This is a genomic window from Bacillus sp. FJAT-26390 (assembly GCF_001682865.1).
GTDB lineage: Bacteria > Bacillota > Bacilli > Paenibacillales > Paenibacillaceae > Pristimantibacillus.
On record NZ_MAQX01000001.1, the window covers coordinates 508,283 to 521,890 of the forward strand.

Annotated in this window: 14 protein-coding genes; 10 read left to right on the forward strand and 4 right to left on the reverse strand. The window is 47.5% G+C overall.

Annotation, left to right across the window (positions count from 1 at the left end; all coding sequences use genetic code 11):
• Positions 1–29 precede the first annotated feature (29 nt).
• The 3 genes from A7975_RS02345 (at position 30) to A7975_RS02355 (ending at position 1,963) form a co-directional block, all read left to right on the forward strand.
• A complete protein-coding gene (locus A7975_RS02345) occupies positions 30–1,145 on the forward strand; it encodes an aminopeptidase (protein WP_065384027.1) in 1,116 nt (371 codons plus the stop codon).
• Between the two features lie 138 nt (positions 1,146–1,283).
• Positions 1,284–1,526 (forward strand): HPr family phosphocarrier protein, encoded by a 243-nt coding sequence (locus A7975_RS02350; protein WP_053375608.1) that lies wholly within the window; start codon positions 1,284–1,286, stop codon positions 1,524–1,526.
• Between the two features lie 149 nt (positions 1,527–1,675).
• Positions 1,676–1,963, forward strand: coding sequence for an Fpa/YlaN family protein (locus tag A7975_RS02355; protein ID WP_053375609.1), 288 nt, complete (start codon positions 1,676–1,678; stop codon positions 1,961–1,963).
• A gap of 60 nt (positions 1,964–2,023) precedes the next feature.
• Here A7975_RS02355 and cax read toward each other — a convergent pair whose 3' ends face one another.
• Entirely contained in the window at positions 2,024–3,082 is a 1,059-nt protein-coding gene (gene cax, locus A7975_RS02360) for a calcium/proton exchanger (protein WP_053375610.1), read from the reverse strand.
• Positions 3,083–3,298: 216 nt separating this feature from the next.
• Between cax and A7975_RS02365 the strand changes: the two genes are divergently transcribed.
• The gene (locus A7975_RS02365) at positions 3,299–3,688 is read left to right on the forward strand and encodes an Asp23/Gls24 family envelope stress response protein (protein ID WP_053375611.1); all 390 of its coding nucleotides are present in this window, start codon (positions 3,299–3,301) and stop codon (positions 3,686–3,688) included.
• Positions 3,689–3,713: 25 nt separating this feature from the next.
• Here the strand turns inward: A7975_RS02365 and ftsW are convergent, their stop codons facing one another.
• Both ftsW and A7975_RS02375 read right to left on the reverse strand, forming a co-directional pair.
• On the reverse strand, positions 3,714–4,922 hold the full coding sequence (ftsW, locus tag A7975_RS02370) for a putative lipid II flippase FtsW (RefSeq protein WP_065384028.1): 1,209 nt from the start codon (positions 4,920–4,922) through the stop codon (positions 3,714–3,716).
• A gap of 10 nt (positions 4,923–4,932) precedes the next feature.
• Positions 4,933–5,277 (reverse strand): YugN family protein, encoded by a 345-nt coding sequence (locus A7975_RS02375; protein ID WP_053375613.1) that lies wholly within the window; start codon positions 5,275–5,277, stop codon positions 4,933–4,935.
• Positions 5,278–5,679: 402 nt separating this feature from the next.
• Between A7975_RS02375 and A7975_RS02380 the strand changes: the two genes are divergently transcribed.
• Complete coding sequence (locus tag A7975_RS02380; protein WP_053377762.1) at positions 5,680–6,834, forward strand: amidohydrolase; 1,155 nt, start codon at positions 5,680–5,682, stop codon at positions 6,832–6,834.
• Positions 6,835–7,057: 223 nt separating this feature from the next.
• Here the strand turns inward: A7975_RS02380 and A7975_RS02385 are convergent, their stop codons facing one another.
• Complete coding sequence (locus tag A7975_RS02385; RefSeq protein WP_053375614.1) at positions 7,058–7,906, reverse strand: thermonuclease family protein; 849 nt, start codon at positions 7,904–7,906, stop codon at positions 7,058–7,060.
• Between the two features lie 211 nt (positions 7,907–8,117).
• On the opposite strand from A7975_RS02385, the gene A7975_RS02390 reads away from it, so the two are divergent.
• The 5 genes from A7975_RS02390 to A7975_RS02410 all read left to right on the forward strand — a co-directional run bounded on the left by A7975_RS02390 (position 8,118) and on the right by A7975_RS02410 (position 13,519).
• Complete coding sequence (locus A7975_RS02390; RefSeq protein ID WP_255314140.1) at positions 8,118–9,824, forward strand: DNA repair helicase XPB; 1,707 nt, start codon at positions 8,118–8,120, stop codon at positions 9,822–9,824.
• Positions 9,821–11,854, forward strand: coding sequence for a helicase-associated domain-containing protein (locus A7975_RS02395; RefSeq protein ID WP_065384030.1), 2,034 nt, complete (start codon positions 9,821–9,823; stop codon positions 11,852–11,854). Before A7975_RS02390 ends, A7975_RS02395 begins: the two co-directional genes overlap by 4 nt.
• Before the next feature lie 70 nt (positions 11,855–11,924).
• Positions 11,925–12,416: a YlbF/YmcA family competence regulator gene (locus tag A7975_RS02400; protein ID WP_065384031.1), complete on the forward strand. Its 492-nt coding sequence runs from the start codon at positions 11,925–11,927 to the stop codon at positions 12,414–12,416.
• 126 nt (positions 12,417–12,542) lie between these two features.
• A complete protein-coding gene (locus tag A7975_RS02405; RefSeq protein WP_053375618.1) occupies positions 12,543–12,806 on the forward strand; it encodes a YlbG family protein in 264 nt (87 codons plus the stop codon).
• Between the two features lie 275 nt (positions 12,807–13,081).
• Positions 13,082–13,519 carry a hypothetical protein gene (locus tag A7975_RS02410; RefSeq protein WP_053377763.1) on the forward strand — a complete coding sequence of 146 codons (438 nt, stop codon included), beginning with the start codon at positions 13,082–13,084 and terminating at the stop codon, positions 13,517–13,519.
• The last annotated feature ends 89 nt before the right edge of the window (positions 13,520–13,608 follow it).

Genomic DNA, 13,608 nt, shown 5'->3' on the forward strand with positions numbered 1-13,608 from the left:
TCGAAAGGAAGAAGGAGAGGATTTTTAACATGCGTGACCCAAGATTGCAAAAGCTAGCCCAAAATTTAGTCGAGTATTCCATTGATGTTCAGCCTGGCGAAAATGTGCTCATTGACATGGTCGGTTCAGAACGGGAGCTGACAAAATGTTTAATAGAAGAGGTTGCTAAGCGCGGCGGAAGACCGTTCGTAGAATCGAGCGATCGCTCTGTGCTTCGTACTTTATTGCAGCATGCTACCAAAGAGCAAATGGAGCTATGGTCGTCGCTTGATTTGGAGCGAATGAAAAATATGCAAGGTTATATCGCGGTACGCTCCGGCGACAATGTCAATGAGCTGGCTGGCATACCTGACGCGAACATGCGCTTGTATGAGCAAATATACAGAAATCCGGTACATATGGAGCAGCGCGTTAAAAAAACAAAATGGGTCATTCTGCGTTACCCGACCCCATCGATGGCACAGCTTGCGAACATGAGCACGGAAGCGTTTGAGGACTTCTATTTTGACGTATGCAATTTGGATTACGCTAAGATGGATCGAGCGATGGATCCGCTGCAAGCGCTCATGAGCAAAACAGATCGCGTGCGCATCGTATCGCCAGGCACGGACCTGAGCTTCTCGATCAAAAACATCGGAGCTAAAAAATGTTCGGGACACCGCAATATTCCTGATGGCGAAGTATTCTCCGCGCCTGTCCGCGATTCGGTGCAAGGTACCATTACGTATAACGCGCCAAGCGTTTATTCCGGCGTTACGTTCCAAAACATTTCGTTTACGTTTGAGAACGGAAAAATTGTCAAAGCAGAAAGCAATGACACGGCCCGCATAAATGAGATTTTAGACATGGATGAGGGTGCTCGTTACATCGGTGAATTCGCAATTGGATTTAATCCGCATATTTTGCATCCGATGAATGATATTTTGTTCGATGAAAAAATTGCCGGAAGCCTGCACTTCACGCCAGGCCAAGCGTATGAGGAAACGGACAATGGCAATCGCTCCTCCGTCCACTGGGATTTGGTGCTAATCCAACGGCCGGAATACGGCGGCGGGGAAATATATTTTGACGATATTCTCATTCGTAAGGATGGCGTGTTCGTTATTCCTGAGCTTGAAGCATTAAATTCAGAAAACTTGAAATAAATGAACACAATGATATCGCTTTCCTCTATAATAAATGGAAAATAAAGCGTTTTTCATTTTACCACTTGCTCGATGTTACGTTTCGGGTTATCATGGTGACAAAGGTAAGCTTTACTAATATAACTGGAGGGATCTCCCATGTCCAACAACGCAGCTATTGTAGAAATTTCCCAAACGGCTAGCCAATTCACTTCGTCCATCGTTCTGCAAGCCGAGAGCAAATATATCGATGTAAAAAGCATCCTCGGACTATTCACAACACTAGTAGGCGGCCATGCATATGAACTGCATGTACACGGACCTGATGCTGAAGAAGCAAAAACAGCGATGGCAGATGTTTTCGCTAAGCACAACTTGAACGTTACCGTTATTACGGATTAGTAGTATTATAATATTATTATAATATTCCAGAATTGGCGTCCCTTCATTTTTGAAGGGGCGCTTTTCTGTTTTGACCTTGTATAATCCCTCTTTTTCGTCTAATATAAAGGGTATAGAAGACGGCGGATACGCGCACAGGGGGGAAAACGATGTCTTCACCGGAAATTACGGTACAATTGCATGAGAAAGCGCTTCGTCTCCTTCAAGAAGATGCGAGTAAAATAGAAAAGCTAATCGAAGTTCAGATGGAAAACTTGACTACCCGTCAATGTCCGCTGTACGAAGAAGTGCTAGATACGCAAATGTATGGATTCTCGCGAGAGGTTGACTTTGCTGTTCGCGCAGGCTTGATAGCAGAGATGGCAGGCAAGGAAATAGTGAATCGATTAGAGCGGAATTTAGCGATGTTATACGAAGCTTTGGAAAGAAAAGAGTAGCCTCCGGTTGGAGACTACTCTTTTCTTTATATATGAAGGTGCATGGGGCAAATATTTGGCCTATACGAGGTAGAAGGCGATACCGAGAATCACGTAGACCATAATGAGTAGAACACCCTCGTACCAGTTCGTCTGTCCATCCCGCGATACCGATTTGGCGATAAAGACGGAAACGCCGATTGCGGTCAGCTCGATTGGGGTAAAGACGATATCCATCGTGTTGCCGAACAACGCGCTGACAAGGATGAGCACGGGCGCTACAAACAAGGCGATTTGCAAGCTGCTTCCGATGGCAATTTCTACGGCTGCGCCAATCTTGTTTTTCATGGCTAGGATGACGGCAGCGCTATGCTCCGCGGCATTACCGACGATAGCGATGACAAACGCCCCTATAAACAGCTCAGATAGGCCAAATTGGGCGCTAAACGCATCAAGGGTATGTACGAGCCATTCACTCACAAACGCCACCATAACGGTCGCGAGGAGGAGGAACAAGATCGACTTTCCTTTGGACCATGCAGGCTCCTCGCCATGATCGGCATTCATGACGACGTCTGACAACATATCCTTATGTGTGACCATCGAGAAGATGAGCCACAAGATGTAGGAGACGATCAGAATGCCGGCAACCGCTAGACTTAAAAATTGGTCTTTCTCAAAGGTGAACTTCTCTGAAACAACGAACACCGCCGGTACGAAAAGACCGATAACGGCCATGATCATAAGGGTGGAGTTGTGATCGGCTAGCCGGTTGTTGAAGCGCTGCTCCTTATACTTCAACCCGCCTAGCAAAATGCTGAGTCCTAACACAAGCAAAAGATTTCCGATGATCGCCCCTGTTAAGCTTGCCTTCACCATGTCAAATTGCTGTGCTTTGATCAAAAATATTGCGATAATAAGCTCAGCGGCGTTGCCGAATGTCGCATTTAGAAACCCGCCCAGCCGCTGTCCGGCATAGTGGGCGACGCTCTCGGTCGCTTTGCCAAGGAACCCTGCCACAAAAATGATGGCGATCGCTGAAATGACGAACTGCGCTGTGTTGTTAAAGTGAGCGAAATGACCGATCGCGCTCAGCGCAAACATGACGATCAAGCCTGTGAAAAACAATTTTTGATTCATACGAAGCACCTCTTTGCAAATTTGCTGAAAACCTGATAATAATATAGCGGAAATGAGGAGACATGTAAACTTTACCAACATGCTATCAAAATGAAACTTACAAATTGTTATCATTTAAAATAGCAAATATTCACATTCATTTAAAAGCACTGTTCTTGCTTCGCGCCTAAGCTTCCATTACAATAAACGTATATGGCAAAATGAGGAGTGTGTCACATGACCGAAGAACTTCAAACTGGTCTTATCCGAATCTCTGATGATGTAGTAGCAACGATAGCTGGACTCGCAGCGCTTGAAACGCCAGGCATTGCAGCAATGTCTGGCGGTATCTCCGAAGGTCTTGCCAAACGTCTAAGCGGCAAAAACGTGCAAAAAGGCGTATCTGTCGAGGTAGGCACGACAGAGGCGGCAATTGATCTTCGAATTATTGTTCATTATGGCATTCCGATTCAAGAAGTATGCCGTCAGTTGCAGCTTAATGTTCGCGAATCCGTAGAAAACATGACAGGCCTGCATGTTGTGGAAGTGAACGTGAAGGTGGAAGGCGTAGCCTTCAAAGAGGAAGAATTGGAAGAATCGCAGCTGCAGCAGCAACGACTGAAATAAAAATAAGCAAGCAACAAAAGACCTCTTACATGGAAGAGGTCTTTTGTTTTGCCGCAAATCGGTTTTGGGAGCCGCTTTTTGCGCTTCGATTTTCAACTTTATTCGATTCTCTTGAAATGCTTAGAAGAATACCCATACTCATGAGACAAAAAAGCAGCGATGAGCCGCCGTAGCTTATGAATGGCAGGGTAACTCCAGTCATCGGAATGGCGCTGGTTACGCCTCCAATATTAATGAATGCCTGTATGGTCAGCAGGCCGACGATGCCGATGCCGACAATCGTTCCGTATTCATCAGGACAGCGCAGAGCGACGATAAGGCCGCGCCATAAAAAGACTAAATAAAACAATAAGAAAATCGTGCTTCCGATAAAGCCAAACTCTTCGGCGATGATCGAGAAAATAAAATCATTGTAGGCGTATTTTAAATAATGCAGTTTTTGAATGCTTTCGCCAAAACCAGCTCCGGTCAATCCGCCATGCCCCAGCGCTTGCAAAGATGACACAATTTGAAATCCGGTATTTTGTGCATCAGCCAGTGGATCAGAGTAGGCCGTAAACCGGTCAATTCTATATTGCCAGCTTGTTGGGTCGATAGCCATTCCTATGCTGACTACAATTGTGCCTAAAATCGCGAGGACGATCCCTACAGCAAATAAATGCTTGAGGTTCGCGCCTCCTGCTATAATCATTATCGCTGCGCATGAGCCAAGTACCAAACAAGAACCAAGGTCTGGCTGCATCATAATTAGGCCACAAATGAACCCGACGATAACGATGACCGGCAGCAGTCCCTTTTTAAAATCACGAAATTTCTCGCCTTTTTTGGAAATCAGCGCTCCGAGATACAAGATAAGCGCAAGCTTGGCAGCCTCGGTTGGCTGAATGCCAAGTGATCCGATACCGAACCAACTCCGGGCGCCGTTAATGCCCTCGTTGACAAAAGGGACAAGCATGAGCATGAAAATGACAGGTACAAAAAAAAGCATGAAAGCTTTCTTATATACTTGATAACGCAGGTTCATCATAAAGAGCATGATGAACGTACCAAGGCCAGCCCATATGAGCTGGCGTTTGATAAAGTAAAGTGAATCATTCCCTGTTGCTTTTGAAACCGCTGCTATTCCGGAGCTTGCGCTGAATACCATCACAAGCCCAAAACCTACTAGCAGAAGAGTCAAAATGAGAAGCAGAAAGTCCGGTCTTCCACGGCTACCGTTCTGCGTGGCTTTCATGTTGCCACCGTTATGCTAACAGCTGTTTCAATTGTTGAAGTCTTTGTGTAGCTGTATTCATAATAGGCTGCGGTACCGGAGATTCATACTCAAGGCCATGCGGGAAAGTAGCTCGTCCAATGTAGACGGATTCAATAACAAGCACGGCATGCGGCGATTCAAGCTTGCCTTCAACAGCGCGAGTAGTAATCCTTAAGAAATATTCGGAACCGCTAGCGCGATCCTCAAGTTTTAAATCGTATGTAGCGCGATAGTATTCCCATTGCCAACGGACGAAGCCAACTTTTTCAGCAGATTCATCTAAATGGTCTAGTTCGCTTTTAACACCGTTTAAGCCGGTATTTTCAATAATCATGGTAGTTCCTCCTAAAGGTTTTGTGAAGCAAAACTGACTTCGTAAGCATATGCTTCCATTTCAAAAGACAGAGTTGTGCATTCTTTTCTCATGATAGTATGTTTCCCCAGCAAGCGCAACCCTTACTCCCGCCACTCGCCGCGATCAAAAGTGACATTTTGACGAAATGTATAATTCCTGCTGATTCATTGTCGCATATGCTTCCTTAATAAGGCTGACATCTGGTAAACTAGATAAAATGATCTTATCTGTTAGGAAGCATGGCTTCCTAAGGTGCGCTTTGTGAAACAAACCGCAGAGTGAGCTTTCAGAAATTTTTTTGTTTCACAAAAAAGTAAGGAGGTTTGCGATTTGCAGACAGAGGATGTCGTAGATCTAGAGCTTCAGCAGCTATATCCGAGTATGATTCGTTGGCGGAGGCATCTCCATCAATATCCGGAGCTTTCGTTTCATGAGCGCGTAACGTCAAGCTGGATTGCAAGCCAACTTGAAGCGCTTGACTGCGAGGTGCAGAAGGACGTTGGCGGGCATGGGTTAATTGCTGTCTTTAAAGGGGGCAAGCCAGGGCCAGTGGTTGCGCTTAGAGCAGACATTGACGCGCTGCCCATTCAAGATGAGAAAAAATGCGATTACGCGTCAAAAGTGCCGAACGTCATGCATGCATGCGGCCATGATGGGCATACGGCAACGCTGCTGGCAGTCGCTTCGTATTATTCGGCTAATTTAGCCGAAATAAGCGGTGAACGCAGGCTGCTATTCCAGCCTGCCGAGGAGGTTACGCCGGGCGGAGCCAAGCCGATGATTAAAGACGGAGCGCTTGACGGTGTAGATGTCATTTATGGCGTACATTTATGGACGCCGCTGGCGCATGGTTTGGTAGCTTCTAAAGGCGGGCCGTTCATGTCTGCCGCAGATGAATTCGTTATTGATATTGTTGGACGCGGCGGGCATGGCGGGCTGCCGCATCAAGCCATTGACGCGATCATGATCGGCTCCACGCTTGTTCAAGCCGTGCAATCGATCGTTAGCCGCAATGTAAATCCGCTTCACCCGGCAGTCGTGTCCATCGGCTCCTTTCAAGCAGGCTCAACCAACAACGTAATTGCAGAGAGATGCAAGCTGATGGGTACGGTTAGGTCATTTGACGAGAAAACAAGGAAGATGATTCATGACCGTTTGGAATCGCTCATTACGCATGTGTGCCAAATGCATGGGGCTGAATTCGATTACCAGATGCGGATCGGATACCCGCCGGTAGTGAATGATGAATCGGAGGCCGAGCGTTTCTTTAAGGTTGGCGCGCAGTTGTTCGGCGAGCCCGCCGTCGTTCTTTCGGAAGCGATCACAGTAGCAGAGGATTTCTCTTATTATTTGGAGAAGGTGCCAGGCTGCTTTATGTTTGTAGGAGCAGGCAATGAGAGCAGCGGGGCCAATTACTCGCATCATCATCCGAAATTCGATATCGATGAAAGGGCGATGCTTCGCGCTGCAAGGCTTCTGATCGGCATGGCAGAAGATTATGCGACTAGCCTAGGAGCAGACAGGCTCAACCTCTGAACGGATGTAGCGGCGGAAGCGTGGAGTACGACTGAACATCGGAGATAGCCCGCATTGAACAGAATGGTTATAAACATAAAAAATAGCGGTACAGGAGGCAATTCCTGTACCGCTATTTTTCTATCCTCTTCAATGGCTGTTTGTTTAATCAGATTACGGCAAGCGATTGCCGCCCGACCTCATGGCATTCATTTTTTGCATGGGAGATAGTTGCCTTGATTGGCTAGTCGTCTTCCCAAACAGAAACTAATTCATTGTATTGGTTGTACAGCTCAGCGGGATCTGACTCTTTGTTATTCCAAATATTAGTTGCGCCCCATTGTAGGACGGCGAGATCGGATGCTGCCGTCTCGTCTGCAGAGGAAATGACCACTTTCTGACGGGCTTCCAGCGTGTAAGCACTAAAAGGGTAGGTCTGGTTGCCGCGAACACTGACGAGCTTCCAGCCATTCAAGTCGATCGCTTGGTCTGTCGTGTTCGTTATCGTGACAAGCTCTGCCAGCTTGTCCACCTCAATGAGAATTCCGCTTCGCGCGGCCTTCTTGACGGGGAATTCCGTATGATTGCTTTCAAAGGCACTGCTCCACAGGCCGATTTTGGCTTGTTTTGCTTGCTGCTCCAGCTGCTTGTATGCGTTTTCCATCTTGACATTAGGTTCAACAATCAGGACCTTTGCCAGACCTTGCGCAAGCAGCAGCTCGTTTAGTATCCGCCCATCCTTAAGCTCGACAACAGCCAGCGTACGGCCGTATTGATCGGTCGTTTCCTTGTCGAAGGTAAGCCGGACTTCTTGGGATTCAGCTAATAGCTCCTCCGTCGCAGCAGACGCTTCGGGTCCAAAGGCTTCCACCGGACTATCGGGCTTCTTGGTTTCCGGCGTATCTACATATAGAAGTCGAATGGTCGTCTCGTCGGAACCGGTTTTGATTTTGAAGGTGTCACCGTCTATATATCCGGCTACCTGATACCATTGGTTCGTTTGAATAACATTCGAGGAAAGCTCGGAAATGGCCGAACAGCCGGCAAGCGGCATGCAAATGAGCATGAGGAGAATGATTATAATTCTTTTCATAGAAGGGATACCTCCAGCCCAATGTGCGGTCAATTATGAGAACTTCTTAATTACTATAACACATTTTATATAAAAAAATCGCGTAATACATGCGCAGGTTGCGGCATAAAAAAGTGTTAAATTCTTCATACTGACAGGTGAGGGCATCTGAGTAGAACATTAAAAGGCAAATTTATGAAATAAACTAGAAATAAATGGCTGGAGGAGGAGAATGATGCACAATCTTCACGAAAGGCCAATAATCGTGCAATCGGATTTATTGGTGCTGCTTGACGAGAGTAAACCTATGGCACAGCAAGCAAGAGAGAAGCTCGTTCTCTTCATGGACGCCGTCAAAAGAGCGGGTTCAATTCATACCTATCGAATGACCCTTTTAACGTTATGGAATGCGGCAGCAGCAGGAATTACAGCGGACGAAGTTGTAGGCTTGCTTACGAAGTACGGGAGATATGAGCTGCCATTTCAGGCGGAGGCAACGATTCGAAAGCTGATCGGCAGGTACGGCAAGCTATGGCTGTCATCTGAATCCGGCAAGCTTATGCTGCATGGAGAAGCATCGATCATAGATGAGGTTATCACGCATCAATCCATTATGAGCTGTGTGACGATGAGGTCTGAGGCGACAGCTTGCGAGCTGAACGATAGCTGCAGGGGGGCTTTGAAGCAGGAGTTGACAAGGCTTGGCTATCCCGTTATTGATTTGGCAGGTTATCACCTCGGAGAGGAGCTTGCTATTCAATTAAAAAATCGAACGCTGAGCGATCGGAGCTTTGTGTTAAGGGAATACCAGCAAGCTGCTGTTGAACTTTTTTATAAGGAAGGAACCGTGCAAGGAGGCAGCGGCGTTATCGTATTGCCCTGTGGAGCGGGAAAAACGATCGTAGGCATTGCAGCGCTGGCTAGGCTTGGCAGGGCAACGCTAATCTTAACGTCTAATTCGACCTCTGTTAAGCAGTGGAAGGACGAGCTGCTTGATAAAACATCGCTGACTGATCCTGAGGTCGGTCAATATTGCGGCACGCTGCGGCAGGTTCGTCCGGTTACGATAGCAACCTACAATATGTTGACGCATCGAAAATCAAAGGACGCTCCTTTTACCCATATGAAGCTGTTTTCGGAAAGGGATTGGGGACTCATTATTTATGATGAGGTGCATTTGCTCCCAGCCCCTGTGTTCAGAATGACTGCGGATATTCAAGCAACGAGGCGGCTTGGCCTAACGGCCACGCTCGTTAGGGAGGATGGCTGCGCGGAGGACGTTTATTCCTTGATTGGTCCGAAGCAGTACGATATGCAGTGGAAAACAGCCGAGGCGGGCTCCTATATTGCTTCGGTATCGTGTACAGAGATAAGAGTGCCGCTCCATGCAAATAAGGAAGCGTTATATGCGCAGGCAAGCGCGCGCTCGAAGCTTAGGCTCGCAGCTGAAAACCCTGGAAAAATTCCGGTCGTACAGCAGCTTTTGCGCGAGCATGCAGGCAAGCCTACCCTTATTATTGGACAATATTTGAACCAGCTGCATGAGCTTTCTGCGGAGCTCGGCGCGCCTCTGTTAACGGGAGAGGTGCCTCACCAGGAGAGGCAACAGCTGTATGACCGCTTTAAGTCGGGGCAGATTTCCGTGCTAATTGTCTCGAAGGTAGCGAATTTTGCCGTTGATTTGCCTGATGCGGCTGTCGCGATCCAGCTCTCCGGCAGCTTTGGCTCGCGCCAAGAGGAAGCGCAGCGGATCGGGAGATTGCTAAGGCCCAAAGCGGGCAGCAATCGAGCATGGTTTTATACGATTGTGACCGATCAAACGAAGGAAACGGAATTTGCACTTAAGAGACAGCTGTTTATGCTTGAGCAAGGATATCAGTACGAGAGGCTTAGCTTGCCACATAATAAGAATGAGGTTGCGGAGGCTGCTGCTCAATGAGAATGCAACAATTAGCAGGTAAGCTGCCCGAGGAACGAAAAAAAAGCTTCATGCAAGCATCAGCATGGCAAACAGCGCGGCAGCAAGGCTTGTTTTGGGAGGAAGCGGCTGCAAGGGATGAAACGATACTTGAGGCTGCCGCAGCGCTGACTCCTTATGCGGCGGAAGTATTAAAGGGAATGCTGCGACTATTTGCCGCTGTGCCTGCCGAAGAAGAGCGGCTCATTAAAGAGCTGCGACGGCATACCGACTTATCCGGCGCAGAGTGCCGAATCGGAATCGCAGAGCTGGAGGAAGCCGGCATCTTATTTTCCGCTCGCAAGGTTTGGGGTGAGAACCTGTATTTTGTGCCTGTGGATGGCTTCGCCAGTTGGCAGAGGGCATTATTCCCAAGCAACGCTGAACCCCTTGCAGCAGAGGACAGGGAAAGACTAATGAATGGGGTCATGAGACCTTATTGCCGGCCATTTGGCAGACAACTGCTTGCAGCTCTATCGGTATTGGGGCGAAGCGGATTAGCGGTTACGGTAAATGGAACGCTTCCGAAAAAAACGGTGAACAAGCTGCTGCAGGCATTAGATATAGATGAAAGCTATTTGAAATCCTTTGCATTAAAAGGGGCATATTCTGATGTTTATCCATTGAATGCCGCTTTTATTTTGGAGGCGGCATCAGCGCTCGGCTTGATCGAAACATTGGACGGATCAATGCGGTGGAATGAAGGTATGCTTAGCAAATGGCTGAACATCGGAGAGCCGGAGCGGGAGAGCCAATTAATGGATTGGTGTTTGGCGCTGCTCCTGCCGGCCGGAGGCATGAGTGCGCATTTGGCGACGGCATTAACTGCACTGCAAGCCGGGGAATGGTTTTCTAAGCGCAGGATGAATGAACGGCTGAATGAAGCTAAGCTTCTTATGAGCAGCGGTGCAGATTCGAATGAAGCTGGCTTAGAGCTGTCCTGGTATGGATTATTGTACAGTCTTGGCTGGTTAGAGCTGGTGGATTATGCCCACTCTGACCACACGGAGCTGTTTTTCCGGTGGAAGTCTACAGCTCCAATAAAAACTGCGAGCAAGCAAACGTATGAGACACATTCTTCTTATGCCGCTGTACAGCCAAACGGAGAAATTATGGTTGAGCCGGAATGCCCTTTTTGGATCAGATGGGAGCTTGAGCTTCTTGCTGAACGGAAATCGGATGAGCTGGTCGCGATCTACCGTGTTGAAGCGGCTTCGATTTCCCGAGCTTTAGAGCATGGAAGGACGCATGCTTCCATCCAACATTTTCTTGAGCAAGCATCGGGCGAGGAGTCGTTGCCGCTTGCGATGCTGGCTATGCTGGAGGAATGGACAAGCCGTGCATGCCGGACAGCGTTTGCCGAGGTAGCGCTGCTGCGCTGTGACAATGAAGCGATGGCGGCGATCGTAGAGAACCATCCAACAATTGCTCCCCTGCTTACGCAAAAGCTTGGTTCGTGCGATTTTATCGTCGATAAGGCCCAGATAAGCGCCATTAGAGGCATGCTGCAAAAAGCAGGTTATCCCGCTAGGAAGGCCGTACAATCAGACGGTCAGTATGAGGCGGACAGCTACCCAATTATCTATATGGAGAACGAACAAGCCTTGGAACCGCTTTTGACGGGCAAGCATGCAGGAACTTCGCCTTCTTATATTTACGAAGCTTTTTCGCTGCAGCATTTTGAACTTAATGAGCAAGCTGCTAGGAAGAAACTTCAAACGATGGCGGAGCTTGAGCGGGTGCCCGTGATGTGGACAAAGCAGCTGCGTGCCTATCACCACTCCACCAGGAAGGAGCTTATCGAACACGCCTTGCAATGGCAAACGCCGGTTCAGCTGCTTATGGAGCGCGAGCTTCGATCATTTGTTCCGGAGAGGCTTGAGCAGCAGGATGACGGCTGGGCTGTCGTTGGCATGCTTCGCGATGAGCCGGAGAGGCTGATGATTCGGTTAACGCCGGATATGTGGGAGGAAATGCGGCTAGTCATTCCGGGTCAAGGCGCTTCAATATAATCTCTATCTATTGGCTTTGCGATTATGATATGATAGTGTAGAATTTAGCGAATTGAAAAGAGGTGGATGAATGCCAACTGCTGAAGGTTTAACGGCTAATCAGTTGGAGCAACCGCAAGGCGGCGTTTCTTCTCTTGATATGGCGTCGCTGCTGCTTTGCGCCTATGAATTAGGTGACTGGATCAATCAATCGGCGGAAGTCGCCGAATATTTATATTGGAAGTCGGCTGTGAACGAGGACGAAGAAGTGAAACTGCTGACGAGGCGGTTCGACAAGGCAAAAGAGTTATTTGAAGAATGTCAACGATTTGGCCGTTTTCACCCCAATTACAACGAGGCGAAGGATAAGGTCAAAGTCATTGAGCGCGAGCTTGGAGAGATTGAAAGCGTTCGCCGCTTCAAATTTGCCGAGCAGGTCGTAGACGAGATGCTTTATGATGTTTCTCGTACGATCGCAGAGTCCGTATCGCAAAACATTAAGGTGCCGGGCAACGAAAAAGCTGGCGGCGGAAGTTGTGGAAGCGGCGGCTCATGCAGCTGCGGCAGCGGCGGTTGCAGCTAACACGGGCTTACGAAGTAGGTTTGCTACGCAAACCTAAGCAAAGGCTTACGAAGTAGGTTTGCTACGCAAACCTAAGCAAAGGCTTACGAAGTAGGTTTGCTACGCAAACCTTTGAGGAGGGAAAAGATGCTACCGGATCGAACGGGTTATATCGTATGGGTAAGCGATTTGAAAGCAGCAAGGTCTTTGGAAAGATTCGGAACGGTTCATTACATGTCGCGGAAGATGCATTACGTCGTCATGTACATGAATGCGGAGCGCTCTGAAGAGGCTGTGCGGCAAATGGGGAAGCTTTCGTACGTTCGTAAGATCGAACGCTCATACCGAAATGAGATCAAGACCGAATATAGCAAGGACAGTGAAGATAAAACAAGATTTTACAGCTTGTAAGATAAATTCCAACCTTTTCCTTTCGGTGATGTGAACAGTGAGGTTGCATCGCTCGATAAGGTTATGTAATAATGTAAAATATTACATTATTCTGAATATCAAATGCTTCTCAGTGAGAATTAATACTGAGAAGCTTCTTTTTTATATACGTATTCCAAATACTTACATAATTGGTCTGACTTTAATTTATTGTTGTAATCTCGGACAATCGTGGTAAAATGGAATTAAATACATAGTATAAAAGCCCTGGTTCCTTGGAAGGAGTAGGTTGCGTGGTGAAAGATAAAATGACGAGAAGATGGAGTACATATGAGTCGTTTTATATCGATCTGGGTGATAAGAAAGTTGCGGATATCGTGATTACGAACCATGCCAAAAGTCGTTGGCTGGACCGGATAGAAAGCGAAAAAACCGGCTTTGAAGACATCGCAGAATTTCTATGGGAATGCCTCAAGCAAGGGCGCGTAGAGCCTTATTACCGCAACGAACAGGATGTTTACCTAATTGATGATGACCTTGTATTTGTTGCGGAATTTGCGGACTCACTAACGGAAACGGATATTACCGGATCTCCTTTACATAAGATGATCATCGTAACCTTTTTAGGGCGCATGTCAGAAACCATTGAGCTTAGGGACCTAAAGTCCTATTATTCATGGCTTCGTCATTCTAGGCGAATGACTCTTGTGAAGAGCAGCAGAAAACGAAAATAGGACTTTATAACTATATATAAATGGGGGAAGCATGCAATCTGCAAAAAGATTGCATGCTTTTTTTGTTGCGCTTGTAAGATTCTGTACAA